This is a genomic window from Pseudomonas fragariae (ex Marin et al. 2024) (genome assembly GCF_059621105.1).
This window is the reverse complement of record NZ_CM184369.1, coordinates 1-14,958: the sequence shown is the minus strand read 5'-3', so window position 1 is coordinate 14,958 and position 14,958 is coordinate 1. Positions and strand designations below refer to the sequence as shown.

Below are 14,958 nucleotides of genomic sequence, written 5' to 3'. Positions count from 1 at the left end.
GTATACTCCCGCTCTTTGAATCGCAGCCCAGCACAGGTGAAATTTGTGAGCCAGCCTACGCCAGCCGTGCGTACCTTCCAAGACTTGATCCTCGCCCTCCAGCAATACTGGGCAGAACAAGGTTGCGTGGTACTTCAGCCCTACGATATGGAAGTAGGCGCCGGCACGTTCCACACTGCCACGTTTCTGCGCGCCGTAGGCCCGGAAACCTGGAACGCCGCTTACGTACAGCCAAGCCGTCGCCCGACTGACGGCCGTTACGGCGAAAACCCGAACCGCCTGCAGCACTATTACCAGTTTCAGGTGATTCTCAAGCCGAACCCGGACAACTTCCAGGAACTGTACCTGGGCTCGCTCAAGCACATCGGTCTCGATCCGCTGGTGCACGACGTGCGCTTCGTCGAAGACAACTGGGAATCGCCGACGCTGGGCGCCTGGGGTCTGGGCTGGGAGATCTGGCTCAACGGCATGGAAGTCTCGCAGTTCACCTACTTCCAGCAGGTCGGTGGTCTGGAGTGCTACCCGGTTACCGGCGAAATCACCTACGGCCTCGAGCGTCTGGCGATGTACCAGCAGGGCGTGGACTCGGTCTACGATCTGGTCTGGGCTGACGGCCCGTTCGGCAAAGTGACCTACGGCGACGTGTTCCACCAGAACGAAGTGGAGCAGTCGACCTACAACTTCGAACACGCCAACGTCGACAAGCTGTTCGAGCTGTTCGACTTCTACGAAAGCGAAGCCGCACGCCTGATCGAGCTGGAGCTGCCATTGCCCGGCTACGAAATGGTCCTCAAGGCCTCGCACACCTTCAACCTGCTGGATGCCCGTCGCGCGATTTCCGTGACGGCGCGTCAGCAATACATTCTGCGCGTGCGCACGCTGGCCCGTTCGGTGGCTCAGGCCTATCTGCAGGCCCGGGCCCGTCTCGGCTTCCCGATGGCGCCGCCCGATCTACGCGATGAAGTGTTGGCCAAGCTGGAGGCAGCGCAATGAGTGCTCAAGATTTTCTGGTCGAACTGGGCACCGAAGAACTGCCACCCAAGACCCTCGTCTCGCTGGCCGATGCGTTTCTCGCCGGTATTGAAAAAGGCCTCGCAGGCGCAGGTCTGACCTACAGCGCCAAACAGGTCTACGCCGCACCGCGTCGTCTGGCCGTGCTGATTACCGCACTGGCCACGCAACAACCGGATCGCAGCGTCAACCTCGACGGCCCACCGCGTCAGGCCGCGTTCGATGCCGACGGCAACCCGACTCAGGCCGCCCTGGGCTTCGCCAAGAAGTGCGGCGTCGACCTGAGCGAAATCGATCAGAGCGGTCCGAAACTGCGTTACAGCCAGACCATCCTCGGCAAGCCGACGACGTCGCTGTTGCCGACCATCGTCGAAGACTCGCTGAACGACCTGCCGATTGCCAAGCGCATGCGCTGGGGTGCTCGCAAGGAAGAGTTCGTGCGGCCGACCCAGTGGCTGGTGATGCTGTTCGGTGATCAGGTGGTGGACTGCACGATCCTCGCCCAGAGCGCGGGTCGTCATTCGCGCGGTCATCGCTTCCATCATCCGCAAGACGTGCGCATTTCCTCGCCTGCCGGTTACCTCAGTGACCTGCGCGCCGCTCATGTACTGGCCGACTTCAACGAACGTCGCCAGATCATCAGCAAACGCGTCGACGAGCTGGCCACCCAGCAGGAAGGCACCGCCATCGTGCCGCCAAGCCTGCTGGACGAAGTGGCCGGTCTGGTCGAGTGGCCGGTTCCGCTGGTGTGCTCGTTCGAAGAGCGCTTCCTGGAAGTCCCTCAGGAAGCCTTGATTACCACCATGCAGGACAACCAGAAGTATTTCTGCCTGCTGGATGTCGACGGCAAGCTGCTGCCGCGCTTCATCACCGTGGCCAACATCGAGAGCAAGGACCCGGCACAGATCATCGCCGGTAACGAGAAGGTGGTTCGTCCACGCCTGACCGACGCCGAGTTCTTCTTCAAGCAGGACAAGAAGCAGAAGCTCGAAACCTTCAACGATCGCCTGAAGAACGTCGTGTTCCAGGCGCAGTTGGGCAGCGTGTTCGACAAGGCCGAGCGTGTGTCGAAACTGGCCGCTTACATCGCACCGCGCATCGGCGGCGACGCCCAGCGTGCTGCGCGGGCCGGTCTGCTCTCCAAGTGCGACCTGTCGAGCGAGATGGTCGGCGAGTTTCCGGAAATGCAGGGCATTGCCGGTTACTACTACGCCAAGGCCGACGGCGAGCCGGAAGATGTCGCGCTGGCGCTCAACGAGCAGTACATGCCACGTGGCGCGGGTGCCGAACTGCCGACCACACTGACCGGTGCTGCGGTGGCCATTGCCGACAAGCTCGATACGCTGGTCGGTATCTTCGGTATCGGCATGCTGCCTACCGGCAGCAAGGACCCGTATGCCCTGCGTCGTGCAGCACTGGGCATCCTGCGCATCCTGATCGAGAAGAAGCTAGACCTGAACCTGATCGAAACGGTGAAATTCGCCGTCGCGCAGTTCGGCGCGAAGATCAAGCCGGCCGGTCTGGCGGAACAGGTTCTCGACTTCATCTTCGATCGTCTGCGTGCGCGTTATGAAGACGAAGGCGTCGACGTGGCGGTGTACCTCTCGGTGCGTGCGCTGCAACCGGCTTCGGCGCTGGATTTCGATCAGCGCGTCCAGGCGGTTCAGGCCTTCCGCAAACTGCCACAGGCCGCTGCACTGGCCGCAGTGAACAAGCGTGTATCGAACCTCTTGAGCAAGGCCGAGGGCAGCATTGCCCAGACCGTCGAGCCCAAGTATTTCGATAACGCCAACGAGTTCTCGCTGTACTCGGCCATCCAGCAGGCCGATCACGCGATCCAGCCGATGGCTGCCGAGCGTCAGTACAGTGAATCGCTGGCGCGCCTGGCGATGCTGCGTGAGCCGGTCGATGCGTTCTTCGAAGCCGTGATGGTCAACGCGGAAGACGCCAACGTGCGTGCCAACCGCTATGCCCTGTTGTCGCGTTTGCGCGGCCTGTTCCTCGGCGTCGCCGACATCTCGCTGCTGGGCTGACAAGGAGTCGCTGTGAAACTGCTGATACTCGATCGGGATGGCGTGATCAATCATGACTCCGACACTTACATAAAGTCGGTGGCGGAATGGCTGCCCATTCCTGGCTCGATCGAAGCTATCGCAGCGCTGAGCAAGGCCGGCTGGACGGTGGCCGTCGCCACCAACCAGTCGGGCATTGCCCGAGGTTATTACGATCTGGCCACTCTGGATGCCATGCACGTGCGCTTGCGCAAGCTGGTGGCAGAGCAGGGCGGCGAGCTCGGTTTGATCGTCTATTGCCCGCATGGGCCAGACGATGGCTGTACCTGCCGCAAGCCCAAACCCGGCATGCTGCGGGCCATCGCCCGTCATTACGCAGCGGACCTCAAAGGTCTCTGGTTCGTGGGCGACAGCAAGGGTGACCTGCAGGCCGCATTGGCCGTCGATTCTCAGCCTGTGCTGGTAATGACCGGCAAAGGCCGCAAGACGATGGAAGGCGGAGTGCCGGCAGGCACATTGATTTTTGACGATCTGGCGGCAGTTGCCGCAGAACTTATCCACAACAGCACTCACTGAACAATCAGCTCTTCAGGTTCAGGACGCTCAAGGAGCGGGCACCTGCCCGTACGGTAAACGTAACTATGTCGATCATGCAGGCAATCAGGACCTTCTTCTTTTACCTGTTGCTGGGCACCAGCTCGCTGCTGTGGTGCACATTGAGTTTTTTCATTGCGCCTTTTCTGCCGTTCAAAGCCCGCTATCGCTTCATCAACGTCTACTGGTGCCGCTGCGCCATCTGGCTGACCAAGGTGTTTCTGAACATCAAGGTTGAAGTAACTGGCGCCGAGAACGTACCGAAAACCCCCTGCGTGATCATCTCCAACCATCAGAGCACCTGGGAGACCTTCTTTCTGTCGGCGTATTTCGAGCCGATGAGTCAGGTCCTCAAGCGTGAACTGCTGTACGTGCCGTTCTTTGGCTGGGCGATGGCAATGCTGCGCCCGATCGCCATCGACCGCGAAAACCCGAAAGCCGCACTCAGGGAGATTGCCAAGAAGGGCGACGAGCTGCTCAAGGATGGCGTCTGGGTATTGATCTTCCCGGAGGGCACACGCGTGCCTTACGGCCAGGTCGGCAAATTCTCACGCGGTGGAACTGCACTGGCAGTGAACGCCGACCTGCCCGTGCTGCCTGTCGCGCACAACGCAGGCAAGTACTGGCCTCGCGACGGCTGGGCAAAAAAGCCAGGCACCATTCAAGTGGTGATCGGCGAGCCGATGTATGCAGAAGGCACAGGCCCACGTGCCATTGCTGCGTTGAATGAGCGTGTGCAGGCCTGGAATGAAGACACACAACGCGCAATGGGTTCGCCTGTCGAGCCTGCAGCCACCCCCGAAAAAGTCCCGGCGTGATTTTGTGGATAACCTGTGTACGGTTTTTCTGAAATCGCTGAAAAAGGCTGTCTAACCTGTTAATTCGTATACATATTTTTTCAGGCTATAAAAACCGGAAAAACGTGCATAAGTTTTGATGATGTATCAGAAACCGACCTTTAAGAGGTCGGTTTTTTTATGCGCGGGGTTTGCGAAGTTTCAAGCCGATATTCCCTTGCAGGCGCTCCGAAGCGCTGGCGGAAGACTCTGCTGAAGTAAGCGACATCACTGAATCCCCAACGCCAAGCGATCTCGCTGATCTGTCGATTGGCGAGTAATGGCTCGCGCAGATCACTGGCGCAGCGTTGTAGCCGGGAGCCCAACAGGTAGCGCCCGAACGAGGTCTGTTCATCCTGAAACAGGCTGCTGACATAGCGCGTGCTGACTCCGAATCGGGCGCTGACATTGGCCAGAGACAGTTTTGTATCTGCCAGGTTGGCCTGAATATGGTCCTTGATGCGCAGCAGTAAGCCACTGCGTCTCGAACCTTGTGCCTGCCCTTTGACTCTTTCGGACAAAGCCATTGCCAACAAGTCCAGCCCTTGCTCGGTTATCCGCGCCTGCTGCGATTCGCCTACCCGGTTCTCGAGTGCAGCGAGACCGGTAAAAAAGTCGAAGACCAGTCCATTGAGCGGGTTATCGCGAGACATGGATAAAGCGGTCAGATACTCCAGATTGCACAGGCGCTGCTGCAGACTGTTGCGCGGGATTTGCACCACGGTCTGACTGAACGCACTGTCGAAGTGCAGTCGGTAAGGGCGACGAGTGTCGTAGATAGCAAAGTCGCCGACCTCCAATATCGCTTCGCGTCCCTCCTGAGAAACCTGCGCCCGGCCTTCAAGCGCCAGACTCACCAATACGAACTCGTCGTCACTGCGCGAAATACTCGAGGTATCTCGAACGACCGTCTGCTCGCAGGCCTGTACTTCAACCAAGCCAAGCCCTGCGACGCTATGCGAGCGCAAACGACCCTGGAAGTTTTGTCGATCCGGGAAGGCACATTCCAATGGCACGAAAGTACTGCACACCACTTCCTGCCAGAACTCTGCCCGTTCCCGCACGACAATGCTGTTGGTATCGAAATAGATGCTCATCGCGTTCAACCTGCACTTCGATGCGTCGAGCCAATCGCCATGCAAGTCTGAAACCATCCCTGTCAGCCTATCCCTTCCAGTCAAAAAGCCGTTCCTTTTCGTCCTAATACCGTCGTCAGGAAAGCTCATAGCCTGTGGCCATCCAACAGCCATTCGAGTTTTGACGATGAAAGACCCTCTGAAAGTCGCCTGTGTGCAAGCTGCGCCCGTGTTCCTGGATCTGGACGCCACCGTAGACAAGACCATAACCCTGATGGAGCAGGCGGCAGCCGCCGGAGCCGGTCTGATTGCATTCCCGGAAACGTGGATTCCGGGCTATCCGTGGTTCTTGTGGCTCGACGCACCGGCCTGGAACATGCCGTTGGTGCAGCGTTATCACCAGCAGTCTCTGGTGCTGGACAGTGTTCAGGCCCGACGTATCAGCGATGCGGCTCGCCATCTCGGTCTCTATGTGGTGCTCGGTTACAGCGAGCGCAACAACGCGTCGCTGTATATCGGTCAGTGGATCATCGACGATCACGGTGAAACGGTTGGCGTGCGTCGCAAGCTCAAGGCTACTCATGTGGAACGTACGATGTTTGGCGAAGGCGACGGGGCATCATTGCGTACCTTTGAAACCCCTGTCGGTGTTCTCGGTGCGCTTTGCTGCTGGGAGCACCTGCAACCGCTTTCCAAGTACGCCATGTACGCACAGAACGAACAGATTCACGTAGCGGCCTGGCCAAGCTTCAGCCTGTACCGCAACGCCACGAGCGCCCTGGGCCCCGAGGTCAATACTGCGGCTTCGCGGGTTTATGCCGCAGAAGGGCAATGCTTCGTCCTCGCACCCTGTGCAATCGTTTCCCCTGAAATGATCGAAATGCTTTGCGACAGTGATGCCAAACGCAGCCTGCTGCAGGCCGGTGGCGGGCACGCACGGATTTTCGGTCCGGACGGAAGTGATCTGGCGACCCCATTGGGCGAACATGAGGAAGGTCTGCTCTACGCAACACTTGATCCAGCCGCATTGACCTTGGCCAAAGTAGCAGCCGACCCGGCTGGACATTACTCACGTCCCGACGTCACTCGTCTGATGTTCAATCCCAATCCCACTCCATGTGTAGTCGATCTGCCAGGCCTGCCGATCAGCAGCGAGTCCATCGAGCTGCTTCGGCCTGACATCGCGCTGGAGGTGTGACATGCACTCAGCGATTCCTGAACATCTGCGCAAGCCACGTGAGCTGAACAGCAATCTGCCCGAGGGCTATCAACCACCTTTTCCTGCATGGTCCGCGCGTTTCGATCCGCTGGCAGGGCAGGTGGTGATGGCTTATTTCGGCGTCCAGTCCCTGCATCCGGTAGGTCTGCCAGAACTGGCAGCGATAACCGCTTGGTTTGATAGCGACTCAGGCCCGCGGTATTGGGACAGCGCATGTTGCGTGGACGCCGATGGTTTCCATACCTGCATAGCCATCGCTTACTGGCACGACGTGGACGCTTTCAATCGGTGGCGAAACAGCTCGGGGTTCTTGCGCTGGTGGCAGGATCCGGCTCGTGAAACAGGGCCGCTGGGATGGTTCCTAGAGGTCGTTTGCCCCAGCACGGAGCGTTTCGAAACATTGTTCTCCGCCCCGGATGTGCCCGAAGGTGTTACTCACCTGGCCACTCACATGAGTGAGCCTATTCAGGAACACGCGTACTGGGGCAGTTCCCGCGACCGTATCCCTTTTGCCCAGACTGATGCACTGGCAGGTAGCAGCAATCCTTCAAGTGCGGACGTGCTGCGTGCTGGCAGGGTGCGTATGTCCGGTCGCGACAACCTGTGCCTGATTCGCTCCGGGCAGGACTGGAGCAGCACCACCGGACAGGAACGTGATCTGTACCTGAACGACATACAGCCCGTGTTGCAGACCGGCATGACGTTTCTGCGCGACGAAGGCGCCACCGTCGGCTGCCTGAGCTGTCGCTTCATGCAAGCGCTGGACAACGAGAGCGGCGAGCCTTTGGAGAAGAGCTTCGGCCTCGCCTGGTTCGATGACCTGAGCAACCTGGAGCGTTGGGCAAAGACCCATCCCACTCATGTGGCGATCTTCGGCGGCTTCATGCAGTACGTACAGACCCTCAACTTCCAGGTCCAGTTACGCCTCTACCATGAGATCGCGGTGATCCCCCGTGAGGCCCAGTATTTCGAATACCTCAATTGCCACCCCGGCAGCGGCTTGCTGAGCCGCTGACACGCATTAATCCTTGAGGAAACAGATATGCAAAGACTCAATCTGGTTGCCCGTTCAGTGCTGGCCAGCTCTACCATGCTGTGTTGGTCGACCGTGACTCATGCCCTGGAAATCACCGCAGGCGATTATGAGCCGCTGCCTGTCGGCATGAACGCTTTGCTGGTTTATGCACAACACGCTGAAAGCTCGGACTTTTACAGCAACGGTCAAAAAGTCTCGGACGATTTTCGGCTCAAGACCGATGTCAGCCTGCTTCGCTATATCCACTCGTTTGCGCTGAGCAACAACGCGGTGATAGAGCCACAGTTCATCCTGCCTTATGGACATCTGAAGGCTGGTGGTGAGGCAAGCGCGCTTGGCCAGACCACCGGCGCCGGAGATCTGATTCTCGGCGCACCGGTAAAGTGGACCTTAGCCACTGCAAATAAGGATGTCTTTTCCGTGGCGCCTTACCTTTATTTGCCTACCGGCAGTTACGAAAACGACGACACACTCAACCTGGGTGAAAACCGCTGGCGTCTTTTGCTGCAAGCAGCCTACATCCATCACTTCAATGCCAGATGGGCTCTGGACACCGCTGCGGATGTCTCATGGTTCAGCGATAACGATGATTACGGTTCAGGCAGTGACACATTGGCACAGAAGACCCGCTACGAATATCAGGCTTACCTGAGCTACAACGTTTCGCCGCAAACCCGGTTTGCCGTTGGTGGAGGCCATATTGATGGCGGAGAAAACCGGGTGGGTGGCGTCAATCAAGACGATCAACTAAGCACTACCTACCTGCGTGTGAGTGCTACTCACATGCTGACCCCGTCGATTCAGGTCCAGGCCGTACTCGGCAGGGATGTAGAAGTGGAGGAGGGCTTCCAGGAAAAGTCCCGCTTGAATCTGCGACTGGCGAAACTGTTTTAGAGCACAAACAAAAACCCCGGCTTTCGCCGGGGTTGATGTTTGCTCATACGCTCATCAGAAGTCCAGGTTGGACACTGCCAGCGCATTGCTCTCGATGAAGTCACGACGTGGCTCGACCGCATCACCCATGAGGGTGTTGAAGATCTGGTCAGCGCCGATGGCGTCTTCGATGGTGACTTTCAGCATGCGGCGCACACTCGGGTCCATGGTGGTTTCCCACAGCTGGTCCGGGTTCATCTCACCCAGACCTTTGTAGCGCTGGATAGTGTGGCGCTTGGTGCTTTCGGCCATCAACCAGGCGAGGGCTTCCTTGAACTCGTTGACGGGCTTCTTGCGCTCGCCACGTTGTACGTAGGCACCTTCTTCCAGCAGCGTGCTGATCTGCGCGCCCAGAGCGGTAACGGTCTTGTAGTCGTTGCTGCCGAAGAAGTCGCGGTTGAAGGTGACGTAGTTCGACAGGCCGTGGGAGATCAGTTCGACCTCTGGCAGCCAGACGTTACGTTCACGGTCTTCACGCAGGCTGGCCTTGTAGACCAGACCTGACTTCTCGCCGGTGCGCAGACGCGCGTCGAACAGTGCCAGCCAGGCTTGCATGCCCTCGTGGTCAGACAGCTGCTCGAGGGTGATCGGCGGCAGGTAGACGAAGTGCTCGGTCAGTTCCTGTGGGTAAAGACGCGACAGGCGCTTGAGCGTCTTCATGACCATGCGGAAGTCGTTGACCAGCTTCTCCAGTGCGGTACCGGAGATACCCGGCGCCGATTCGCTGAGGTGCAGGCTGGCGTCTTCAAGGGCCGACTGAGTCATGTATTCTTCCATGGCCTCGTCGTCCTTGATGTACTGCTCCTGCTTGCCTTTCTTGACCTTGTACAGCGGCGGCTGAGCGATGTAGATGTAGCCACGCTCGATCAGCTCGGGCAACTGACGGAAGAAGAAGGTCAGCAGCAGGGTACGGATGTGCGAGCCGTCGACGTCAGCATCGGTCATGATGATGATGTTGTGATAACGCAACTTGTCGATGTTGTACTCTTCACGGCCAATACCGCAGCCCAGCGCAGTGATCAAGGTGCCCACTTCCTGCGAAGAGATCATCTTGTCGAAACGCGCTTTTTCAACGTTCAGGATCTTGCCCTTGAGCGGCAGGATGGCCTGGGTTCTACGATTACGCCCCTGCTTGGCTGATCCGCCAGCAGAGTCCCCTTCCACCAGGTACAGTTCGGAGAGAGCAGGGTCTTTCTCCTGGCAGTCCGCCAGTTTGCCCGGCAAGCCGGCGATATCCAGCGCGCCTTTACGACGAGTCATCTCACGCGCCTTGCGCGCAGCTTCACGGGCACGGGCAGCGTCGATCATCTTGCCGACAACCGCTTTGGCTTCGTTCGGGTTTTCCAACAGGAAGTCGGAGAAGTACTTGCCCATTTCCTGTTCGACAGCCGTTTTGACTTCGGACGAAACCAGCTTGTCCTTGGTCTGCGAACTGAACTTAGGATCAGGCACCTTGACCGAAATGATCGCAGTCAGACCTTCACGCGCGTCATCGCCGGTGGTCGCGACCTTGTGCTTCTTGGCCAGACCTTCCTGCTCGATGTAGTTGTTCAGGTTACGCGTCAGCGCAGAGCGGAAGCCCACCAGGTGAGTACCGCCATCACGCTGCGGAATGTTGTTGGTGAAGCACAGCAGGTTCTCGTTGAAGCTGTCGTTCCACTGCAGAGCAATCTCGACACCAATGCCATCATCACGCTGGATGTTGAAGTGGAACACTTCGTTGACCGGCGTTTTGTTGGTGTTCAGGTACTCGACGAATGCGCGCAGACCGCCTTCGTATTTGAACAATTCTTCCTTACCGCTGCGCTCATCCTTGAGGACAATGCCTACACCGGAGTTCAGGAAGGACAGCTCACGAATCCGCTTGGCCAGAATGTCCCAGCTGAAGTGGATGTTCTTGAAGGTTTCGGCGGAAGGCTTGAAGTGGATCTGAGTGCCTGTGCTGTCACTTTCACCGACGATCTTCATCGGTTCCTGTGGAACACCATGAACATAGGTCTGTTCCCAGATCTTGCCGCTACGACGAACCGTCAGTAACAGAAGCTCTGAAAGGGCGTTAACCACAGATACACCTACACCGTGCAAACCACCGGATACTTTGTAGGAGTTATCATCGAACTTACCGCCAGCGTGGAGCACGGTCATGATGACCTCGGCTGCCGACACGCCTTCTTCTTTATGCACGTCTACCGGAATACCGCGGCCGTTGTCGCGCACGGTGATAGATTCGTCTGGGTGGATGATGATGCTGATGTCGTCGCAATGGCCTGCCAATGCTTCGTCGATCGAGTTATCAACCACCTCGAACACCATGTGGTGCAGACCGCTGCCATCGTCTGTATCACCGATGTACATTCCGGGACGCTTGCGTACGGCATCAAGTCCTTTCAGCACTTTAATGCTGGACGAGTCGTACGTTTGGTTTTCGCTCATGCAATCACTCCCGATGGTCGTGGGTCTGGGTGATACGGCCTTGTTCCACGTGGAACAAAGCGACTGGCGTTTCCGTCTGCCAGCCTTCCCTCAAAAATTCTTGATCTACACAGGTGATAAACACCTGGCAGCGTAATTCTTCCAGCAAGCGGCAAAGCGCGCGTCGATGGTTGTCATCCAGTTCGGAGGGCAAATCATCTACCAGGTAAATACACTGGCCGCGACGGACCTGGCTGACCAGATGTCCCTGAGCAATACGCAGTGCGCAGACCACCAGCTTTTGCTGACCGCGAGACAGAATATCTGCCGCATTGTGCGCGCCTAATCTAAGGCGCAGGTCAGCTCGCTGTGGTCCGGCCTGGGTGTGGCCCATTTGCTGATCGCGGTGGAGGGAAGAGGCGAGCACTGTACTTAGCTCTTTTTCCTTGTCCCATCCTCGGTAGTAGCTCAGGGTCAAACCTTCAAGCTCAACAAGTTCGCTCAAAGTCTGTTCAAAGACTGGCTTCAATGCCTTGATATAAGCCCGGCGGAACTCATCGATCTCGTCACTTGCCGAGCACAGCTCACGGTCCCATGCCGCCTGTGAAGCGGCGTCAAGTGTACCATGCCGAAGCCACGAGTTTCGCTGCTTGAGGGCCTTCTGCAGGCGCTGCCACGTGGCCATAAAGCGAGGTTCCACGTGGAACACTCCCCAATCCAGAAACTGCCTGCGTATCTTCGGCGCACCTTCAAGCAATCGGAAGCTATCGGGGTTGATGAGCTGCAGCGGCAGAATTTCTGCAAGCTGCGCAGCGCTTCTGGCGTTCTGCCCATCGATACGAATCTGGAACTCGCCTTGGCGGTCGCGTGAAACACCCAGATTGCTGTGTCCACCTTGTGCAAGATCGACCTGACCGAAGACGGTGCAGGAAGGCTGCTCGTACTGAATGACGGGCAGCAGGCGACTGCTGCGGAACGAGCGAGCAATGCCCAGCAGATGGATAGCTTCCAGCACGCTGGTTTTGCCACTGCCGTTTGCGCCGTAGAGGATATTGATACGCGGGGAGGGGGAGAGGGTCACCGGGTGCAGATTGCGCACCCCGGTGACCGAGACGCGACTAAGAGACATCTAGGTTGCGCTGGACATGAAGTTACAGACGCATCGGCATGACAACGTAGGCGGAGTCGTCGTTATCGGACTCTTGCACCAGGGCGCTGCTATTGGAGTCAGACAGAATCAGGCGCACCTGTTCGGTGGTCATGACGCCCAGCACGTCGAGCAAGTAGCTCACGTTGAAACCAATCTCCAACGAGTCACCGTTGTACTCGACGCTGATTTCCTCTTCTGCTTCTTCCTGCTCAGGGTTGTTGGCCTGAATCTTCAATTGACCACTGGCCAGTTGCAGACGGATGCCGCGGTACTTCTCGTTGGACAGAATCGCCGTGCGGCTGAACGCCTCACGCAGTGCCTGACGATCACCGAGCACCAGCTTGTCACCACCTTTAGGCAGCACACGCTCGTAATCCGGGAACTTGCCATCGACCAGTTTGGAGGTGAAGGTGAATTCGCCAGTCGTCGCACGAATGTGATGCTGACCCAGAACGATACTGACCGTACCGTCCTGCTCGGTCAGCAGGCGCGCCATTTCAAGAATACCTTTACGTGGAACGATCACCTGATGGCGATCGGCATGTTCGATATCGGCAGACATCGAGCACATGGCCAGGCGGTGGCCGTCGGTGGCAACCGCACGCAAGATACCGGCACTCACTTCAAGCAGCATGCCGTTGAGGTAGTACCGAACGTCCTGCTGGGCCATCGCAAAGCTGGTGCGCTCGATCAAGCGGCGCAGTTTGCTCTGCACCAGAGTGAACGTCAGCGAACCCGGGCCTTCTTCAACGGTAGGGAAATCATTGGCAGGCAGAGTCGACAGGGTGAACCGGCTACGACCGGCCTTGACGATCAGTTTCGAATCATCGAGCTTGATGTCGATCAGCGCGTCATTGGACAGGCTTTTGCAAATGTCCATGAGCTTGCGCGCAGGAACCGTGATTTCTCCAGGTTCGGCGGGCTCTTCCAGCTGGACGCGGCCAACCAGTTCGACTTCCAGATCCGTACCGGTCAGCGACAGTTGCTGACCTTCGACGACCAGGAGCACATTGGAAAGAACCGGCAAGGTCTGGCGGCGTTCGACGACGCCGGCGACCAATTGCAGGGGTTTCAACAGGGCTTCGCGTTGAATGGTGAAATGCATGGTCTAGTCCCTTGCCTTGATGAGCTGCACTGGCGTTATCACGTAGTCAGAGTGCGCAGCAGGTTCTTGTAGTCCTCGCGGATATCCGCATCGGATTCCTTGAGCTCGTTGATCTTTCGGCATGCGTGCAAGACAGTCGTGTGGTCACGGCCACCAAACACGTCACCGATTTCCGGAAGACTGTGGTTGGTGAGTTCCTTGGAGAGCGCCATCGCGACCTGACGAGGCCGGGCGACAGAGCGGGAACGACGCTTGGACAGCAGATCGGAAATCTTGATCTTGTAGTACTCGGCGACAGTGCGCTGAATGTTATCCACACTGACCAGCTTGTCCTGCAACGCCAGCAAGTCCTTCAGCGACTCGCGAATCAGCTCGATGGTGATGTCGCGGCCCATGAAGTGCGAGTGAGCGATGACGCGCTTGAGCGCACCTTCCAGCTCGCGGACGTTGGAGCGAATTCGCTGGGCAATGAAGAACGCTGCGTCATGGGGCAGATCGACCTTGGCCTGATCTGCTTTTTTCATGAGGATCGCCACGCGGGTTTCCAGCTCCGGAGGCTCGACGGCAACCGTCAGGCCCCAGCCAAAACGCGATTTGAGTCGCTCTTCAAGACCTTCGATTTCCTTGGGATAGCGGTCGCTGGTCAGAATGACCTGCTGTCCGCCTTCCAGCAGCGCGTTGAACGTGTGGAAAAACTCTTCCTGCGAGCGTTCCTTGCGGGCAAAAAACTGAATGTCATCGATCAGCAGCGCGTCGACTGAACGGTAGAAGCGCTTGAACTCGTTGATTGCATTGAGCTGCAACGCCTTGACCATGTCTGCAACGAAGCGCTCCGAATGCAGGTACACGACCTTGGCGTTCGGGTTCTTCTTCAGCAGGTGGTTACCCACCGCATGCATCAAGTGAGTTTTACCAAGACCGACGCCGCCATAAAGGAACAGCGGGTTGTAGCCATGCTTGGGGTTGTCGGCAACCTGCCAGGCCGCAGCGCGTGCCAGCTGGTTGGACTTACCCTCGACGAAATTTTCGAACGTGAACGTACGGTTCAGGTAACTGGTGTGCTTGAGCGCACCTTCTACCTGGACGGTACGTTGTTCAGCGCGGGCGGGCGCTTGTTGCGAGCTGGCACCGGCCATCGGATCGAAGCTGTCACGCGACGGTTCGTCGTGTGTTGCAACGTTCTGAACCGGTGCAGGCGTCGCTACAGCAGCAGCTGGAGCGGCCGTGGCAGGAGCCGGGGCCGAGACGCTGCTGACCGAATTGGCAGACAGCGCCTGTGAGGCTGCAGCGGCCAAGGGTGCATTCGGGGCAGCACGCGGTGCTGAGCTGCGCTTGCTTCCTATTAATAAGGAAAGAGCAGGGACCATGCCTTGACCGTGTTCGCCGAGAAGCTCGAGCAGACGACCAAGGTACTTTTCGTTGACCCAGTCGAGAACAAAACGATTGGGTGCGTACACACGCAACTCGTCGCCTTCGGCTTCGACCTGTAGCGGACGGATCCAAGTGTTGAATTGCTGGGCAGGCAGCTCATCGCGCAAAAGCTCCACGCACTGCTGCCAAAGTTCCACTGACAC

The 14,958-nt window shown here is 58.0% G+C and carries 12 protein-coding genes; 7 read left to right on the top strand and 5 right to left on the bottom strand.

Annotated features, from left to right (window positions below; all coding sequences use genetic code 11):
• Window positions 1–45 precede the first annotated feature (45 nt).
• The 4 genes from glyQ to AC54XV_RS00045 all read left to right on the top strand — a co-directional run bounded on the left by glyQ (window position 46) and on the right by AC54XV_RS00045 (window position 4,435).
• Entirely contained in the window at window positions 46–993 is a 948-nt protein-coding gene (gene glyQ, locus AC54XV_RS00060; protein ID WP_002551326.1) for a glycine--tRNA ligase subunit alpha, read from the top strand.
• Window positions 990–3,044 carry a glycine--tRNA ligase subunit beta gene (gene glyS, locus AC54XV_RS00055; RefSeq protein ID WP_060409250.1) on the top strand — a complete coding sequence of 685 codons (2,055 nt, stop codon included), beginning with the start codon at window positions 990–992 and terminating at the stop codon, window positions 3,042–3,044. Before glyQ ends, glyS begins: the two co-directional genes overlap by 4 nt.
• 12 nt (window positions 3,045–3,056) lie before the next feature.
• Window positions 3,057–3,599, top strand: a complete 543-nt coding sequence (gene gmhB, locus AC54XV_RS00050; protein ID WP_003401440.1) for a D-glycero-beta-D-manno-heptose 1,7-bisphosphate 7-phosphatase — start codon at window positions 3,057–3,059, stop codon at window positions 3,597–3,599.
• Window positions 3,600–3,664: 65 nt separating this feature from the next.
• Complete coding sequence (locus AC54XV_RS00045) at window positions 3,665–4,435, top strand: lysophospholipid acyltransferase family protein (RefSeq protein ID WP_011266128.1); 771 nt, start codon at window positions 3,665–3,667, stop codon at window positions 4,433–4,435.
• A 140-nt stretch (window positions 4,436–4,575) separates the two neighbouring features.
• On the opposite strand, the gene AC54XV_RS00040 is transcribed toward AC54XV_RS00045, so the two are convergent.
• Window positions 4,576–5,550 carry an AraC-like ligand-binding domain-containing protein gene (locus AC54XV_RS00040; RefSeq protein WP_058399175.1) on the bottom strand — a complete coding sequence of 325 codons (975 nt, stop codon included), beginning with the start codon at window positions 5,548–5,550 and terminating at the stop codon, window positions 4,576–4,578.
• A 166-nt stretch (window positions 5,551–5,716) separates the two neighbouring features.
• Between AC54XV_RS00040 and AC54XV_RS00035 the strand changes: the two genes are divergently transcribed.
• Genes AC54XV_RS00035 through AC54XV_RS00025 form a run of 3 tightly spaced genes read left to right on the top strand, consistent with a single transcriptional unit; the run spans window position 5,717 to window position 8,678 of the window.
• Window positions 5,717–6,727 (top strand): nitrilase, encoded by a 1,011-nt coding sequence (locus AC54XV_RS00035; RefSeq protein ID WP_058399148.1) that lies wholly within the window; start codon window positions 5,717–5,719, stop codon window positions 6,725–6,727.
• Window position 6,728: 1 nt separating this feature from the next.
• Window positions 6,729–7,763 (top strand): phenylacetaldoxime dehydratase family protein, encoded by a 1,035-nt coding sequence (locus tag AC54XV_RS00030; protein ID WP_011266125.1) that lies wholly within the window; start codon window positions 6,729–6,731, stop codon window positions 7,761–7,763.
• 27 nt (window positions 7,764–7,790) lie between these two features.
• Window positions 7,791–8,678: a transporter gene (locus tag AC54XV_RS00025; protein ID WP_060409249.1), complete on the top strand. Its 888-nt coding sequence runs from the start codon at window positions 7,791–7,793 to the stop codon at window positions 8,676–8,678.
• Window positions 8,679–8,732: 54 nt separating this feature from the next.
• Here the strand turns inward: AC54XV_RS00025 and gyrB are convergent, their stop codons facing one another.
• From gyrB to dnaA, 4 genes are read right to left on the bottom strand one after another with little or no spacing between them, the layout of a single operon-like run.
• Window positions 8,733–11,150, bottom strand: coding sequence for a DNA topoisomerase (ATP-hydrolyzing) subunit B (gyrB, locus tag AC54XV_RS00020; RefSeq protein WP_003340175.1), 2,418 nt, complete (start codon window positions 11,148–11,150; stop codon window positions 8,733–8,735).
• A gap of 4 nt (window positions 11,151–11,154) precedes the next feature.
• The gene (gene recF / locus AC54XV_RS00015) at window positions 11,155–12,258 is read right to left on the bottom strand and encodes a DNA replication/repair protein RecF (RefSeq protein ID WP_003340176.1); all 1,104 of its coding nucleotides are present in this window, start codon (window positions 12,256–12,258) and stop codon (window positions 11,155–11,157) included.
• A 22-nt stretch (window positions 12,259–12,280) separates the two neighbouring features.
• Window positions 12,281–13,384, bottom strand: coding sequence for a DNA polymerase III subunit beta (gene dnaN / locus AC54XV_RS00010; protein WP_003421522.1), 1,104 nt, complete (start codon window positions 13,382–13,384; stop codon window positions 12,281–12,283).
• Window positions 13,385–13,422: 38 nt separating this feature from the next.
• Complete coding sequence (gene dnaA / locus AC54XV_RS00005; RefSeq protein WP_024642351.1) at window positions 13,423–14,958, bottom strand: chromosomal replication initiator protein DnaA; 1,536 nt, start codon at window positions 14,956–14,958, stop codon at window positions 13,423–13,425.